Source organism: Levyella massiliensis, from assembly GCF_000308275.2.
Lineage (GTDB): Bacteria > Bacillota > Clostridia > Tissierellales > Peptoniphilaceae > Murdochiella > Murdochiella massiliensis_A.
This window is the reverse complement of the sequence record NZ_HG529491.1, coordinates 46,015-61,746: the sequence shown is the minus strand read 5'-3', so window position 1 is coordinate 61,746 and position 15,732 is coordinate 46,015. Positions and strand designations below refer to the sequence as shown.

Below are 15,732 nucleotides of genomic sequence, written 5' to 3'. Positions count from 1 at the left end.
GTAGGAAAGGAGACTGTTGGGATAATGCAGCGATGGAGAGCTTTTTTGGTAAGATGAAAACCGAATGGCTTTACAAGATGCCACAAACCATTCGCGAAGCAAGGAAGCTAATCTATGAATATGTATGGACCTTCTATGCGAAAGAAAGAAGGCATGCGACAAACGGATACCAAACCCCTTACGAGGCTTATTACGGATGAGGTAGAAATGATAAATCTACACTCTACCATTTGGGGGACAGTTCAAAATGGAGAAACGACTCGTAAAGCCGGTGGTGGAATTACGGGTCAAAGACGAAAAACGAAGAAATGACCCGTAAAGCGGATGGTGAAATTACGGGTCAAAAACGCGAAATGGGGAAATGCCCCGTAAAGCGGGTGGCGAAATTACGGGTCAAAACCGCAAAATGGGGAAATGCCCCGTAAACTGGTCGGTGCGATTACGGGTCAAAAACGAAAAGTGGCAAAATGCCCCGTAAAGTGGCCGGCCGTTCCCCGGCTCCCCATTCTCATTGCGGTACACCGCATCAGCGGAAGGTGGTAAAATGAACCAAATGCAAGAAAAGAGGTTATTATGATTACTATCCCGTCCGATTATGTTCCGAAACTGGACCATTTTGAATTGCAACGTGCTATCGATTACGTCAAAAAGACCTTTCAGGCGGAGATTTCGCAGGCACTGAATCTCCAGCGCGTTTCCGCGCCGCTCTTTGTGCTGCGTGCCAGCGGCCTAAACGATAACTTAAGCGGCAAGGAACGTCCGGTTTCGTTTGATATTCCTGATGTGGACGCTGAAGCAGAGGTTGTGCATTCCCTGGCCAAGTGGAAGCGCATGGCCCTTGGTCGCTACGGCTTCGAACCCGGTCAAGGCCTTTATACCGACATGAACGCCATTCGTCGTGATGAAACTCTGGATAATCTCCATTCCATCTATGTCGACCAATGGGATTGGGAACGCATCATTACGCCCGCCGAGCGCACGGAGAAAACCCTCCGCGAAACCGTTCAAGCGATTGTTTCGACCATTTGCAATGTCAATCACCTGGTGCAGGCGCGATTCCCATCGCTGGACACCCAAATCCGTCGCGAAGTGACGTTCTTCACCGCCCAGGAACTCGAGGATCGCTGGCCGGACAAAACGCCGGAGGAGCGAGAAGCCGCGGCCGCGGAGCAATACAAGACGATTTTTATTCAGGGCATCGGCGGCGCACTGCGTTCGGGCAAGCTCCATGGCGACCGTGCGCCAGACTATGATGACTGGACGCTCAATGGCGATATTATTCTCTGGAATGATGTCCTCGGTTGTGCGTTCGAGCTTTCCTCCATGGGCATTCGCGTGGACGAAGCTGCGCTCACTCGCCAACTCAAAGCCGCCCACGCCGAAGAGCGCGCATCGCTACCATTCCATCGCGCGTTGCTGCAAGGGAAATATCCGCAGACCATCGGCGGCGGCATCGGTCAATCGCGCCTTTGCATGTTATTGCTGGGGACGGCGCACATCGGCGAAATTCAGGCGAGTGTCTGGGACGAAGAAACGCAGAAAGCGTGTGAAAAAGCGGGGATTAAGCTGTTGTAAGGAGGGAGAGCATAAAGTTTTCAATAATGGGTGTTATAAGAGAAGTCTTATTTAAAAGTTAAGAAGAAACGACAAGTGCGCCTTCCATCTGTAAGTGAAGATTCTGATGATCCTTCATCACTTCACAGATAGAAGACGCACTCATGTTACTTGTCCCAGATTAGAATTGAGATTGTATTTTTAGAATTCGGTATGATCCGTCCACAATTCGCATTGCGTCATTACCGTCTGGACAGCGTCTTCCATGCCTTCCGGTGGATAGTGATGCTTTTTGAGTAGTCTTTTGATCATCATGCGCATTCTGGCCCGCGCAGAGTCACGCTTTTGCCAATCGATCGTTTGATTTTTACGAAGAGCTTCAGTCAGTTCTTTTGTGATAGCAATCAGCTCATCATTCTCATAAAAATCTTTAATTGCTTCCGGCCTGGTTAAAGCATCATAAAATGCTAACTCCTTTTCTGACAGGCCCATTGCCTTTCCTGCGTTACGAGCGTCTCGAATCTGTTTTGCTATCTTTAACAGCTCCTCGATTACCTGCTCGTTCGTAAGCATTCCATTCAGATAGCGATTCATCACACCTTGTATGATTTCACTGAATTTTTCAGATTTAACAACATTATTATGCTTGTATATTTGCACTTGATCATCTATCAATCTTCTTAACAGCTCCACAGCAAGATTTTTTTCCTTTATTTTTGTAATTTCTTCGAGGAACTTTGGATCGAAGAGCGAAAACTCAGTTATTCTTGTTACTATTATCATACTCCGTTTTTGAGAGAAGTTCTTAGCAAAATTGAGTCATGCTAAGATAAACAAGAATTTAGAAGAGCAAGCAAAGGCTCTATATAAAAATCGTTTTATCGACTTAATTCCCTTTAATGGTACTATTCCGGAAGAATGGCATCGTGGAACTATAGCGGAAATCATAGAGCTACATGATGCAAAGCGAATTCCACTTTCTAGCCGAGAACGCGCGAATCTTGCCAAAAATTACCCATATTATGGAGTCACATCTGTTATGGACTACGTGGACAGATATATATTTGATGGCATCTGTCTTCTTCTTGGAGAAGATAGCACTGTTATCGATAGTAAAGGTTATCCAATTTTGCAGTATGTGGAGGGAAAATTCTGGGTGAATAATCATGCTCATATCATAACAGGAAAAAACAATTTATCTGTTGAGCTGCTTTATTTGCTTTTGGCGCTTTTGCAGGTGCGGCATCGGAAATAAGCGAATTGCTTCTTTCCGCTTGGATAAGTTCGTGTCGTTGAAGAATAGGTCAGAATATGGCCACATTCCGCGCAGATGGGCAAACTCGACGCGTCGATTCTGACACAGGTGGAAAAACCGAAAAGCGATTTTCTGGTGACCTATGAACGGTGCCGGAAGACTGGGGATGCTGAAAACTTGAAAGGATATGGTTATACTCAAAGGCAGCGGAGCTACCGCGAAGAAGATCAATGAAACCGAAGACGCCATCATTTATGAATATGGTGGGTATGATTTGGATGAGGCACGAATCGAAAATCCGGATCAACACTGTGAAGGCACCATCACCATTAACAAAAGATCCCTCGATGAATTGAATCGGGGAACAGCATCTCCTACCTCAGAGAGCTGGTTGGAGCAAAAACCACAGTTGCTTTCCTCTGGTGCCATCGATATTTTCACAAACGGAAAATACGAAGACGCACAGGATGGAAACGTCAATCCTTTGGCAAGTTGAATTCTTACCGGCCTGTTCTATCACTTGGATGACAATGGTGAACTGACAGATTCCATCACTTTGATCTTTTGAGTGAGATCAGCTTAGAAAGAGGAACATAAACCAAAATGAAATGCCGGTTATCTGTGAACCGGCACCTAAGGTGAAAGTACAAATTCGGAGGTGAGAATGGCGAATTATATTGAACAAATCCTTGATAACAAGGAAAGAGAATCTGAACGCCTTGAGTTCAAGGATTACCGCTTTGAACAGGGGAAATTTAACAGCCTTGGCCAAAAAGAATCTGATAAATTCCTAAAAGAAATTTGTGCCTTCGCGAATACCTATGGTGGCACCATCGTATTAGGCATTGGTGAAGATGAGAATCATAATCCAGACAAATTAGTGGATACTGGCGTCACTCCCGAACTGTTTGAGGAATGGGAAAAAGCCTTGCGCAATAAAATAGCCACACAGACCATCCCTGTGCTTTACGGTATCAAAGCAGAGCACATGACAGTTCGGGAGAAGAATTGCATTCTCATTACCGTTCCAAGGAGTGTATTAAAACCACATGCATTCAACTCTGGAAGCCGTGATGACATCTATATGCGTAATGGGAATACTTCCTCTCCAATGCGCTATAACGATTTAAAACATTCATTTCTGGAGTTTGATCACATAATGCAGAAGATTCAAGGATATAGGGATGAACGCCTATCTTTCTTACTCAATGGTGATCTCGACGAAACCTTAATAGAAATGCCGTTTTTGCTTCTGCACATCTTACCTGAACAGTCTTTGGATATGAGCACCACCGTTGAACTATCAAAAATAATTTATAATTCAGCCTTTCACCCAATTTGTACAACTTCTTATAGCGTATATTCATACAATTCCGACGGACTTATAAAAGTCGAATTAGGGCGAGACCAATCCGGGTTAAGCTCATACATTCAGCTCTCATTAAATGGATTTTTAGAGTCCCTAACCCTAAGACTATGGAACGAAGAAAAACTTTACTTACCACCATGGGATGATGTCGAGGAGTCCGTAGTCAAAGACATTTATTCTCTTTGTCATGAATTGAATATTTTAGGTTTAGGTGATGTGTACCATATTGGCATGACTCTCGCTAACGCTAAAGGCAAGTCATTGCCTTCGCGCGCTTACTACAACGAGGACGCGCTTCCTATCAACAAAAACTTAATAAAGACATCTTTTGTTCGAGTCGATATCAATAAGGATTTTGCTGCATCGATCCTACCAATCTTCACTAAACTGTCTCAGACAATGGGCTTATCACATTCGACATTATTCGAACAAGATGGAAGCCCAAACCAGAAGAAGTTTTCATTCATGAGACAGGCAGACAACACCCAATGAGCGCGGTAAAATCAGTTCAACAACCCAATACTTTGCTTAACGATAACGCGCAAATAAAACTTTTGTAGCAAGCACAGTTAGTGTCCGGCCACTGATGACAAATTGATGAAGCAGCCTCCTCGGAGTCCTGCTTCTTTTTTTCAATTTGAATCTTGTTAGGGTGAACCCTTAGACCCCAAAAAATACTGCACGGAGCAAATAACCATGGTAAATCGATTGAGAAATGAACGCATTGAAATCAAGTAGACGAAGGAAGAAAAGAATCTGTTTTGGCAAAAGATGAAGCTTGCCAGGTTCCGCAATATGAGCCTATTCATCCGCAAGTGCGTCCTGGAAAAAGAAATCCATGTGGTCGATCTGGAACCATTCCGTAAGCTGGAAGGACGGCTTGCCAATATTGCTAGCAACGTCAATCAGGTCGCCAAAAAAGCCAACGCCACCGATGAGATTGACCCTAAAGGCATCCGCAAAATGCAGGAACAAATTGATGATATAGGCAAAGAAATCCTTAAGATTCATGCCCTTTTACTAAATCGAACGACCTCAAAACAGGAGAAGACAACCGATGGCCATCACGAAAATCCATCCCATTAAAGCGACCCAAACTACGCGATCGACTATATCACCGATGCGCACAAGACCGATGAGAAAGTTCTGATTGATGCTTTTGATTGCTTGCCGCCCAGCGCATCCGTGCAGTTTTTGCGCACCAGAGAGGATGCTCATTCGGGAGGAAATGTGCTGGCGCGGTACTTGATTCAGTCCTTTTTGCCGGGTGAAACTACGCCTGAACAGGCGCATGAAATCTGCCTTGCGCTCTGCGAAAAAGTGCTCCAAGGCGAATATGAATATGTACTGGCCACGCACGTGGATAAAGGCCACATTCATAACCACATCATCTTCAATAACGTCAATAAAGAGACCGGTAAATGCTATCAGTCCAACAAGCGGAGCTATCACCGGATTCGCACAATCAGCGATAATCTCTGCAAAAAAAACCACCTCTCTGTGATCGATGAATATTATGAAGCCTATCGCCGTAAGTATAAGACCAACGGCAAAAGCTGGTTTGAACAGCAACAAGCCAAACAGTGAAAGTCCTGGAAAAGTCGTCTGCAATTCGACATTGACAGGACGATCAAAGCATCCAAAAGCTGGGATGATTTTCTTTCCCGGATGGAGGAGCAGGGATATGAAATCAAGCAGGGAAAGTACATTGCCTTTCGCCATCAGGATAAAGACCGCTTCACCCGTGCAAAAACAATCGGCGAAGATTATACAGAAGAACGATTAAAAGAACGCCTTAAAGAAGCACTTGCCCGGTCAGCCTTTACCGTCAAGAAACCCATCGGAAAAAGCATCGATGCCAGAAAAAACGTGGAGGCAAAAAACAGTCCTGCTTATGCCAACTGGATCACGAAACACAATCTCAAAACGACAGCAGAATCCATCGTAGCTCTGCGTAATCTAGGCATTCAGTCCATCACGCAGTTAGACGCTTTACTTACGCAATCCGCTGATGAGCGCCAGTCCCTTCAGGATGAAATCCGGAAACTTGAGACGCAGATGGATACACTCTCGCAAGATATGGAAAATGCGCACACCGTGCACGCCTACCGTGAGCTCTACAAGTACCACAAGGCGCATCCGGAAGACAAGGCTTTCGCTGAGGAATACCGCAGTGGACTTGCCGTTTACAAGGTGGCAGCCTCGGCAATTTTAGAGCGCTATTCCGACCTGCCGAATAGCAAAGAGATTCTCAAACAGCTGGACAATCTGGCACAAAAAAAGAACGCCCTGATGTCCCGACACGAGGACAACAAGGCGCAATTTGAGGAACTGATCCAGTACCGCCAAAATTATGAGCAGGGCATTGAGAAGAAGATGGAGAGGTGAACGATTGTGGGTGCTAAAATCTTTTGTCTTTAGAAAGTTTCCAATAATGTAACCCAAGAGGAGTGAGTCTGCAAGATTTGCTTTTCATTGCAGCAAAATACATGTGATCTTCTCCAACTGGTTCAATCAGACCAACACTTTCAAACATTTGCAATTCTTTGAACTTTTTAATGTTATCGGGATTTGCATAAGGCTCCCTATATTCATGCTTCTGATCCGGTGAATTTGTAAATTCATACGAAGGATCTAAGCGATATTCATCTTGTGGAGAGGTGAAATACTGGCTTAACTTTCGTAAGACATGTTTTGGAACTTTGGGTTCGACAGTCCTTAGCGGCAAAAAGCGGGAAATGTTGGTTTTGAAAACCGGTCGTTGTTCCCAAGCACCTAAAGATTGGTCTACGAATGAATAAAGACTGGCAGGAGTTATATTACCACCTACATCAGCCGCGCCACCTTTCAACCCCTGAATAAGTAGTTCCGTGAAAACCCCATGCCCCGTAATTCCATCTTCTACTGCATATTCATCACGGTTACTTGCGGTCATAATGGTAATGCCTTGACCTACTAATGACTCTGTGGAGTTAATCATTCCAAGTTCTCCAAACCGCCCAGAAAAACAACAATCCAAAATTATGACGGAGTTTTTGCTTTTGGACTTATTTGCTAAGCTCAACAAGTCAGTCATAGAAACACCAGTATCGAGTCCATTGTAATCCGGGGTTACTAAAGCTCCATTAAGACTATTCGCACCGTGGCCGGAAAAATAAAAAAGTGAAACATCGGCTTCTCCGACCTCAAATAAGTTGTGAAGGAGATTTAGTAGTTCTGATTTTGTTTTTATATTATAGGCCGTTTTAACTTCAAAGTTAGGAGAACCATCTCCATTATCTTCAAGCAGACCTGCGATTTCTTCAGCATCTTTAACGCAGCCATGTAATGGGCTGCCTGGATAATCGTCAATGCCTATAATCAGTGCTTTTTTCGTCATGAAGATTCCTCCTCTTAAACACTTCTAATCCAAGATGAAATGTTAGACCACGTCCAATCCATCACGCGAACATATCCGCATTCATCTGGCACAACAACACCATAGTGATCATCATTTCCATAGATGCCCACTACAGGAATATGCTCTTCCTTTGCACATTTCATTTCCCATATTTGTCCGTTCGCATGTTTTGTGTTCTTTGTAATGATAGAAATTACCCCAGCACAACCCTTTATTCTGGTTCGACAATTACTTTTCCATTCTGAACTCCAAGGTTGTTTGACAGACATATCAACAAACTCAAATGGACTATATTCATTTCGAGCTTGTCCCTTTAAAAAATCCCTTAAACGCTCGTCCTCAATTGCAAAACTGATAAAAATACGTTTCATACTTCCGCCCTCCTACATTGTTTTAATGCTATTTCGAATATGCGCCCTTTCAGCATCATCCAAACCATATTTTTCAAACAACTGATTATCAAGCTGTGTAAGTTCACATGACCAATTGATATCTGATTCCTTAGAATAGTCTTGTACAGGAATGAACCTGAATGTTTTTGCACTAGAATCTTGACTGCTCTTTGCTAGGCTATGAAGATATCTAAAAAATCGAGTGCTCATATATTTCACAAGATTGTTAGCTTCTTCCTCAGAAAGATTGTCTTCGCCATAGCAACACAAATAGGATTCTGTACAGATTGTCTTTGGTCCAGCAACAAACGCATTTAGATTGTCATCGTTTAGTTCTGTCGCGATATTGTTTGCTCTCGGTATAAACACTTTCCATTTATCAATCCAATTTCTATTCTTCTGAATCAAAGCTCTCTCAACAAAACCTTCTCTACGCCCCTTGCCTATACATAAAATAGGATCATTCATTCCCGATTGAGAGCTTTTATAGTTAGCGTCATTTACAAAGTACCCTCTAAATCCGAAAGGGCGTAAAGACGAGATGTGATTTTCAATCCTCGCAGTTTCATCTGATTGACCAATGTTGATTTTCTCAAGAATTGTTGATGCTTCGGCATCTCGGACTAAAATATCGACGCCAGCAGTTTTAAGGCGACGTTGAGAGTAATTGATTACTTCGCCATTTTTATGCGTCACAAACAAAACATGATCTATTTCTGCATTCCAAGATTTATCCATTAAAAAATAACATATTCCGCCACGATTATTAGTTCCCGGAAAAATTTCTTCTGGACTGAGAAAATCATGCATCACTTTAATAAATATATTGTTCAACATAAATTCTCGAAAAATATGTAGTCCCTTGCCTCCAGCAAACCACCTAGTTGGAATAATCATGGTGAGATAGAAAGGTTTAATTTGAGATGATATGTTTACAAAATGTTGGTAAATTGGTTGTGAACTAGATTGTGCTCCTCCATCAAGCTCATTATATGGCGGATTTCCAACCACTGCGCCAAATTCCACGGTATCAGCTCCTTTCTCTAATGCTTCTGCCAAGGTGATTGTTTCAAAAGGCTTCATCTGTTGAAGTAGCATTGCAGCTTTTTCGTAATCCATCTCGCCCTTTTCATCTTTGATTTTCAATAAATCATAGGCATTGAAGCCTCGGGCGATGTTTTGTGTATTCAGCCCCAGCGTTTCGTAAAAACGCCTGGTGAACTCGTAAGCGATAGACGAAGTCGGTATGGAATAGATCCGATCCTTAACTTCTTCCAGCGTGTAGCCCAATTCCTCGGTTAAAAGTCGGAACAGTGCCAGCGGATATTCGCCGGCTTTCCCACCCATATCAAGAAAATTCTGATTTCCAGCCATAATGGTGCGGATGCCTTCTACCGGAAGCAGTGCAACCATATCATGGCTTACTTTGGCCGGCGTAATCACCTCAGAATCCGACATACGATTGAACTTGGCCAAAGAGGTGGTCGCCCGCTCTACCGGGGATAGGCTTTCATCATGGGCAAGCGTTGAGATGTTCTGCACTTTATAATCCAGCTTGCTGAGCATAAAGGGATTCATACGCTCCAGCAAAGCCTCCAGCATGGCACGGTTTATGGATAGGTTATCGGCAATGCGCGGATTCGGACCATCGTCGAGAGTATCAAGAATATCCTGTACCGAATTGACCTGAACTGGCGTCAGGAAAGCATAGAACAGAATGCGCTGATAAAAGGTCTGAATCTTTTTGGCAAGTTTCTGCTCTTCTTTGTCTTCGTCTGTAGTTGATGTCGAAGGCGTTGTCTCGTCTTCCTGCTCATCCCCATCAGAATCAGGAACTGGAGGCTGAGCGTTCCCGTCAACGGGGACATCGGGAACATCTAGGTAATCGCCTTCACCGCTTGCGGGGCTTAGCGTCATGCCCTGTTTGGAACCGAATTCTCCTTGTCGTTCAATCAGAGCCTTAAATCTCGGGTCATCCAACAATCCCATATCCACCGGAATTTCAATCACTTCATCGTTCACGCTACGATTGTTATGGTAGGCGCTGATTACCTCCAGAATATCGGTAGCTTCAATTTGGTGAATTTTTCCGTGATTCAATAGCACCACAGGAGAGATGCGCAGTTCTTCTTCGATGCGGGCTTTCAGTTTGGCATTTCCGCCTTTTTCTACATTGGCATTGTAAATAAGCGCTTTTTGCTCCTGCATCCGGAAGAGCCTTGCCGGATCAAAATCCACCAGCAAAGTCTGTGGCTTCAGATTTTCTTTAATGACATGTCCTTCTTCATCGCGCAATTCACGCGTGTATTGATTTTGCAAACGAAAGATCGACTGATCATATTCCTGAGGAGAAGCCGTATCCTTGAAATAGAGCATTGTATCCCATTGTTCCACGGTACTTCCGGTCAGCATACGGTTAACCGTCAACGTCAGCGTCTTCTGATCTTCTGACTCACATTCACGGATGAGGCGCTTCACATCGGACGGCCGCTTATAGTTTTTGGAGCCGTCTACACCGGAGATATTGATGATTCGATAATTTCCGAGATTCTTAAATTCATCCTTGTGTTTATCGATCAAGGCTTCCATCGCATCACAAGACGCCCGGTAAGGTAAAACCATGACTAGGTGGCGGCACATTTTGCCTTCTTTCAGCTTGTCATAATCAAGGAAACTCAGTAAATTCTCATCTTCCTTTGTTCCGTCAATCACGCGCAAAAGCTCAGTAATCTCTTGCTCAAATCGAAATTTCTTATGCGCATTGGTCTTGATATCTTTCTTCGTCGACAAGGGCTTAAAAAGCGCCGACATCGCTGCGCTGACCCCTTGTTTTTGAAGCTCTTCCATCTTTTTGCGGGAAGATTCATTGGGATGAAAGGTAAAGCGAATCATCTCAGGGAACCCAAAATACGGGTTATCCCATTCATTCGTTTCATCGTCGGCCAAATGGGCGGCGTCCCAAGCTTTTTGCTCGTTGACAATATCCGTGAACTGCACAAAGGCGATAATGTCTTTCGGCTCAAACTCACTGCCCATGAGAATGCGGTAAGGCGTTCCAGACAAATGCAGCTGTACCTTTGCATGGAGTCGCTTTAAGACTTCGTCCGCGTCATCAAGACTCACGGCGTCGTCATCATCCTCATGGTCAACATCTGCAAGAACCTTGCCATACGAGGCAGCCCGTGCGCCAAAGTGCGTTTCATCCACGATCACTAAATCAAGCCGATGTTCGAAAATTTCCTGGTGCTTCTCTTTGATTGCGTTGCCCTGTAAATCCTGGAGCGTCAGGAAAATGACTGCCCGTTTTCCATTTTCCAGCGTTTCTTCCAAAATACGTTCGTTGGCACTCAAAGCACGGCTGTCAACGAAAACATAATCCTTAAAATTCCCAGCGGATTCGACCGTCTTTTTCCACTCTTCGGCGACATCCGCTTTCGCAGAAACAACCAAAACCAGTTTGGCTTCCATCGCCAGAGCGCAGCAAAGGGAAGTGAAGGATTTCCCAAAGCGCATCACCGCATACATGAGCAGCTTATGTCTGCCTGCCTGTATCGCCTTCTGAAAAGCCTCAACAGCAGCTTCTTGATTAGGCCGAAGCGCCCAGGATGCACCGCGCTCATAGTGGTACTCCTCCGGCAAACGACGAGAAGCATCATAAAAGGCATATTTCCCGTTATTTTGCTCGTAAGAACATGTAATATCTTTGATGGCCTTTTTAACATCTTCCGGCTTCGTCTCGCGGAAAAATTCTTTGCTGTAGTAAATCTCTTCTTCAATGTCTTCGGGAAGAAGACGAACTTTTTTCAATTCCTGTTCCAAAAACTGATGAACAGCAAAATCACGAAAATATACGTCCTCGGCTACGCTGGCTTTATCCTCAAAATTCTTTGTCAAATCTGGAAAATACAAACGCCATTCATGTAAACGCGTCGATACCGGACGATAGGTATCGCCAACTTTAAGGTAGTTCGGGACTGTGTTGGTCGAAAAAGCATAAATATGGGGCGTTACACGACCAACAATTAAATGCTCTAAGACTTCAAGATTATCAATCATTGCTTTCCCTTCTCTACCAATTTACGGAATTCTATAATCTCTTTCGCTCGCCAATCTTTAATCAGACAGTTTGCTTTCGGTTTTTCTACTACTCCTTCCAACTGATCGAACAGTGTCATTTGCCTGTGTAGCTCATCGGGAACCTCATACGGTATGGTGAAGGTGAGCCCATCCATCTGCCAGATATTCCAGGCGATGATCTTTGCAATTTTGATCAGCTCTTGAATGCTTGGCTGGCGTTTCAGGGCTTCTTCCAGATAATCGCTGTAGGTGAACAGGATATTTTCTCGGGCCAGAAGGAGGCTGTCACCTTGAAATTCAAAACCATACGTCGCCTGCACAGCACGCTCCGCCCATTTCAGCCAGTCATCTTCTGTTTCCGTGTTTTCTCCTACAATGCGCAGCTTACGATCAAGAAGGCCGATGCGATCTTTGATCTCAATGGCTTCTCCAGTAACGGTGTCATAACGGCTGACTAAATAAGGTGCTTCTCCACAGGTAATCTCAAGACGGCGCTCATCCACATAAGCCTTCCAGGTCTTTTTCGATTTGCCTTCTGGGAACGAAATCTTGTCCGTAATCGTTTCCCAATGATGGTCAAGTTCACGATTAAACACCACGTCCCGTTCAAACCAGGCCTGATCCACAAGGTTGTTTTGTGCATTACAAATCCAGGACGGTGTAAAGACCTCAGCCATTTCTTTGGTTCTCGCGCCCTTATGTTCATGGCTTTTCGCCACTCTGGGCTGAATAATGCCTGCATGAGTGCCTGTGATCTGATCGATGTGCATGGGGTAGCGTTCGCCGTAATCAGCGCCATAGCTCAGATAATTATTGGTTCCCCAGATAATTGTCCGATTGGTCGTACAATCCTTCAAAAGAATCCGAAGGAGTTCAGGGTGCATTTCATATATTTGTTGTTCGTTAATGTCAACGCGAGATGTCATCCCTTATCGTTCACTCCTTCTTCTCCGGCACATAGTCCACCAAGTCCCCGAAATTGCATCCCAGCACCTCACACAAGCGTCCGAGGACGGTCAGGGATACTTCCACATCCTTCTGAAGCCGGGTCATCGTATTCGGCGCAATATCGGCCTTGCGCCCCAGACGGGCAGCACTCATATTGCTTTCTTTCAGAAGCTTTCTGTATTTCTCATATGAAACAGCCATACTGCCTCCTTAATCGCTGGTTCTATTATACCGGCCTTGAAGATATGTCGCAATTTAGTTATACATTCCGCTTGCGACATTCAGGGCAAAAAAATAAGAGCGGTGCAGTCCGAAAGCCACACCGCCCTTTTCATCTTTCCTGTTCCTTGCTCCGTCCGCAGGACGGCTTGTCCTGTTCCTCGGCTTTGAAGTCCGCAATCTGCTGTAAGATGGACGTCTTCTCCGTTGGCTCCGGCTCTTTAATCTGTTCATCCACGTCATAGGCAGATTCCAGATAGTCGCTGTCCTGAAAGGCGTTGTCGTTCCGGTCGGGAATGCCATCATTGTCCATATCCTTGGCCAGCGGATCTTCTTCAAGCCGGGCATTCTCAATCCGCCGAATCAGATCATTGAGCGGGCTTTCTTCAATGTAGACTAGGTCGCTGAAATCGGAGAGTTCAATCTCATCTTTCATGTTGCGCAAGGGGTCAATCTGTTCTTCGCCTTCCCGCGCAAAACTTTCCATGGCGACCGCCACCTCATCCACGTACTGCGTCCAGGTCTTATCTTCCAGATTGAGTTCGTACTGAATGCTGAGCCGGCCGTCTTCGGTTTCCGTATAGGCCAGGGCCACATGTTTCAAGTCCAGATAGAGAGTGTCAAACATGTCCACCGTGTTGTTTTCATCATATTCTTGGTTGCGAAATTCCATAATGGTACGCTTGACGTCTTCGAGCAGCGGAGAAGGATTCTTGAGTTCTTCCACTTCGCCCATATCAAGAAGTTTGTTGAGTTCGGCTAGAGATTAAATATAATAATCTTGATTCGGGTAACTACCCACCAGAACCTAATAGCTGGAAAAACATCTCATGCTACTACAAGAAATATCGGAAGCAAACTCACTAAGTCGCCTTTTCAAGAGATGGCGTGCCTTTAAGAAAGCCTGTTAAAACTGGGCAACTTATAATTCCTTTAAAGAAGAGCTATTCCTTCATGTAGTGCTTTATGGAAACGAAATGGATTTCGACTTATGATAAATGAAGACGTTTAGGCTTAAGAACGAAGTGAAAGAGGTGCAACAATGGCAAAAGTGAAACAGGAAGACGACGATCTTGAAGAAGTAACTGATGAAGAATTCGCCGAAATTTACGAAGAGGCTATGGCGGAAGCGGATAAAATGATTCAAGAAGTGATGGATCGCCCGTTAACGGCGGATGAAAAAGCTTTTCTGGATGCCCTGGAAAATGCTAAAACCCAAGACGAAAAGATTCGGCTTCTTAACGATCTTCACGCATAGAACGGCGAACAACAGAATACGGAATTAGCACTCTTTTTAGAGTGCTTTTTTCGTGCTGAGCAGTTGTTTCCGTGCTACGCTACAATAAAATAGAAAACAATGCTCGGATGGGCTGGGGAGAAACGATGCATCACAAAGGCACACAAATCATTGAAACGCCACGCTTAATTTTAAGGCCGTTTACGATGGATGATGCGGAGGCAATGTTTCGCAATAGGCATGCCGACAGAGAAGTCACGAAGTTTTTAACTTGGCAGGCGGTACAATCAGTGGAGGAAACCAAGGCGGTTTTACAGTCATGGGTGGCGTCCGATGCGGATCCTTCTTTTTATCATAATCGATAGTATTTTCTGGAACGATGCCCTCGGTTGCCCCTTCGAGCTCTCCTTCATGAGCATTCGCATGGACGAAGTCGCACTCACCCGTTCGTCGAAATGCAGGCGAGTGTCTGGGACGAAGAAACGATTGCAGAATGTCAAAAAATGGGTACTTCTCTATTGTAAGACGATGCACCGACAACTCGTGAGCAAAAAGGAGGGCCTATGAAAAAGCGGATTTGGATGGTATGGGGTTGTATCTTGTTGCTGGTTCTGACCGCGTGCGGCGCAAATGCCTCCCCCACGGAAGAAGCCAAGTCAACTGTCGAAGGATTCTTTCAGGCATTTGCCAAGATGGATGCCAAGGAAATGGCAAAGTTTCTGCCAAAGGAGATGCGCGAAAAGCAGCAGAGCGCTGAAAAGGAAAGTTCAAGTTTGAACATGGACGATCCCAACGTGAAGAAGCAAGTGGATATGTACAAGTCAGTTTTTGCGAAGGTGCAAGCCGCTTACGTGAGTGGCGAGATCGAGAAAGGAAAGACGGAAGGAACGCTGACCTATAAGGTGACAGCCCCCAATATGATGGATCTTGCGTCCAAAATGATGAGCGTTATCGGGCCGAATGGTCAGCCGGACTATTCGAAGTTAGATCTTTCCACCGTTAAGACGGACGAAACATCGCTTGATATCGACGTGAAATATGACGATGATCGCTGGGTCATTGCGGATCCGCAGACGCTCTTTATGAAAACCATGGGCGTTCAGGGCAATGTAACGGATATGATGCCTGCACAACCATAATCGGCACGGCCCGCGAAAGAGGTTCGTGGAGCAAGGCAACGGTACCTTTGTAAACCATGTGGAACCAAAAACATCAGAAGATTTCCTGAATGCAACCCTATGGATGGCGGGTTAACACGCCATCCATAGGGTACGTTTTTTC

At 44.8% G+C, this 15,732-nt stretch carries 14 protein-coding genes and 3 pseudogenes; 10 read left to right on the top strand and 7 right to left on the bottom strand.

Features of this window, described 5'->3' with window-relative positions:
• Together BN98_RS08185 and asnA are read left to right on the top strand one after the other, a co-directional pair.
• On the top strand, positions 1-200 hold a 200-nt coding region (locus tag BN98_RS08185; protein WP_154654974.1), incomplete at its 5' end, for an integrase core domain-containing protein.
• Between the two features lie 373 nt (positions 201-573).
• On the top strand, positions 574-1,575 hold the full coding sequence (gene asnA, locus BN98_RS05325) for an aspartate--ammonia ligase (protein WP_019190426.1): 1,002 nt from the start codon (positions 574-576) through the stop codon (positions 1,573-1,575).
• 180 nt (positions 1,576-1,755) lie between these two features.
• Here asnA and BN98_RS05320 read toward each other — a convergent pair.
• A pseudogene (locus BN98_RS05320) lies at positions 1,756-2,313 on the bottom strand (DUF3387 domain-containing protein); the annotation flags it as partial.
• A 55-nt stretch (positions 2,314-2,368) separates the two neighbouring features.
• Here BN98_RS05320 and BN98_RS05315 point away from each other — a divergent pair.
• From BN98_RS05315 to BN98_RS05295, 5 genes and pseudogenes are all read left to right on the top strand, one after another.
• Positions 2,369-2,809 (top strand): restriction endonuclease subunit S, encoded by a 441-nt coding sequence (locus tag BN98_RS05315; protein ID WP_019190424.1) that lies wholly within the window; start codon positions 2,369-2,371, stop codon positions 2,807-2,809.
• A gap of 187 nt (positions 2,810-2,996) precedes the next feature.
• Positions 2,997-3,305 carry a hypothetical protein gene (locus tag BN98_RS05310; protein ID WP_019190423.1) on the top strand — a complete coding sequence of 103 codons (309 nt, stop codon included), beginning with the start codon at positions 2,997-2,999 and terminating at the stop codon, positions 3,303-3,305.
• A gap of 168 nt (positions 3,306-3,473) precedes the next feature.
• A complete protein-coding gene (locus BN98_RS05305) occupies positions 3,474-4,670 on the top strand; it encodes an AlbA family DNA-binding domain-containing protein (protein WP_019190422.1) in 1,197 nt (398 codons plus the stop codon).
• Between the two features lie 258 nt (positions 4,671-4,928).
• Positions 4,929-5,264 (top strand): annotated as a pseudogene (gene mobC, locus BN98_RS05300) (plasmid mobilization relaxosome protein MobC); the annotation flags it as partial.
• Positions 5,236-6,566 (top strand): annotated as a pseudogene (locus BN98_RS05295) (relaxase/mobilization nuclease domain-containing protein). The pseudogenes mobC and BN98_RS05295, both read left to right, overlap by 29 nt.
• Before the next feature lie 13 nt (positions 6,567-6,579).
• Here the strand turns inward: BN98_RS05295 and BN98_RS05290 are convergent.
• The 6 genes from BN98_RS05290 to BN98_RS05265 form a co-directional block, all read right to left on the bottom strand.
• Complete coding sequence (locus BN98_RS05290) at positions 6,580-7,557, bottom strand: caspase family protein (RefSeq protein WP_019190418.1); 978 nt, start codon at positions 7,555-7,557, stop codon at positions 6,580-6,582.
• Positions 7,558-7,571: 14 nt separating this feature from the next.
• Positions 7,572-7,949: a TIR domain-containing protein gene (locus BN98_RS05285; protein WP_019190417.1), complete on the bottom strand. Its 378-nt coding sequence runs from the start codon at positions 7,947-7,949 to the stop codon at positions 7,572-7,574.
• A 12-nt stretch (positions 7,950-7,961) separates the two neighbouring features.
• Positions 7,962-12,026, bottom strand: a complete 4,065-nt coding sequence (locus tag BN98_RS05280; RefSeq protein ID WP_019190416.1) for an Eco57I restriction-modification methylase domain-containing protein — start codon at positions 12,024-12,026, stop codon at positions 7,962-7,964.
• Positions 12,023-12,973 (bottom strand): hypothetical protein, encoded by a 951-nt coding sequence (locus BN98_RS05275; protein WP_019190415.1) that lies wholly within the window; start codon positions 12,971-12,973, stop codon positions 12,023-12,025. The genes BN98_RS05280 and BN98_RS05275 overlap by 4 nt, the downstream gene beginning before the upstream one ends.
• A gap of 10 nt (positions 12,974-12,983) precedes the next feature.
• Positions 12,984-13,196 (bottom strand): helix-turn-helix domain-containing protein, encoded by a 213-nt coding sequence (locus tag BN98_RS05270; protein WP_019190414.1) that lies wholly within the window; start codon positions 13,194-13,196, stop codon positions 12,984-12,986.
• 130 nt (positions 13,197-13,326) lie between these two features.
• Positions 13,327-13,950, bottom strand: a complete 624-nt coding sequence (locus BN98_RS05265; RefSeq protein WP_019190413.1) for a hypothetical protein — start codon at positions 13,948-13,950, stop codon at positions 13,327-13,329.
• 306 nt (positions 13,951-14,256) lie between these two features.
• Between BN98_RS05265 and BN98_RS05260 the strand changes: the two genes are divergently transcribed.
• From BN98_RS05260 to BN98_RS05250, 3 genes are all read left to right on the top strand, one after another.
• On the top strand, positions 14,257-14,472 hold the full coding sequence (locus BN98_RS05260; protein ID WP_019190412.1) for a hypothetical protein: 216 nt from the start codon (positions 14,257-14,259) through the stop codon (positions 14,470-14,472).
• Between the two features lie 125 nt (positions 14,473-14,597).
• Positions 14,598-14,816: a GNAT family N-acetyltransferase gene (locus BN98_RS05255; protein ID WP_052332322.1), complete on the top strand. Its 219-nt coding sequence runs from the start codon at positions 14,598-14,600 to the stop codon at positions 14,814-14,816.
• 198 nt (positions 14,817-15,014) lie between these two features.
• Positions 15,015-15,590 carry a hypothetical protein gene (locus BN98_RS05250; RefSeq protein WP_019190409.1) on the top strand — a complete coding sequence of 192 codons (576 nt, stop codon included), beginning with the start codon at positions 15,015-15,017 and terminating at the stop codon, positions 15,588-15,590.
• Positions 15,591-15,732: the final 142 nt, after the last annotated feature.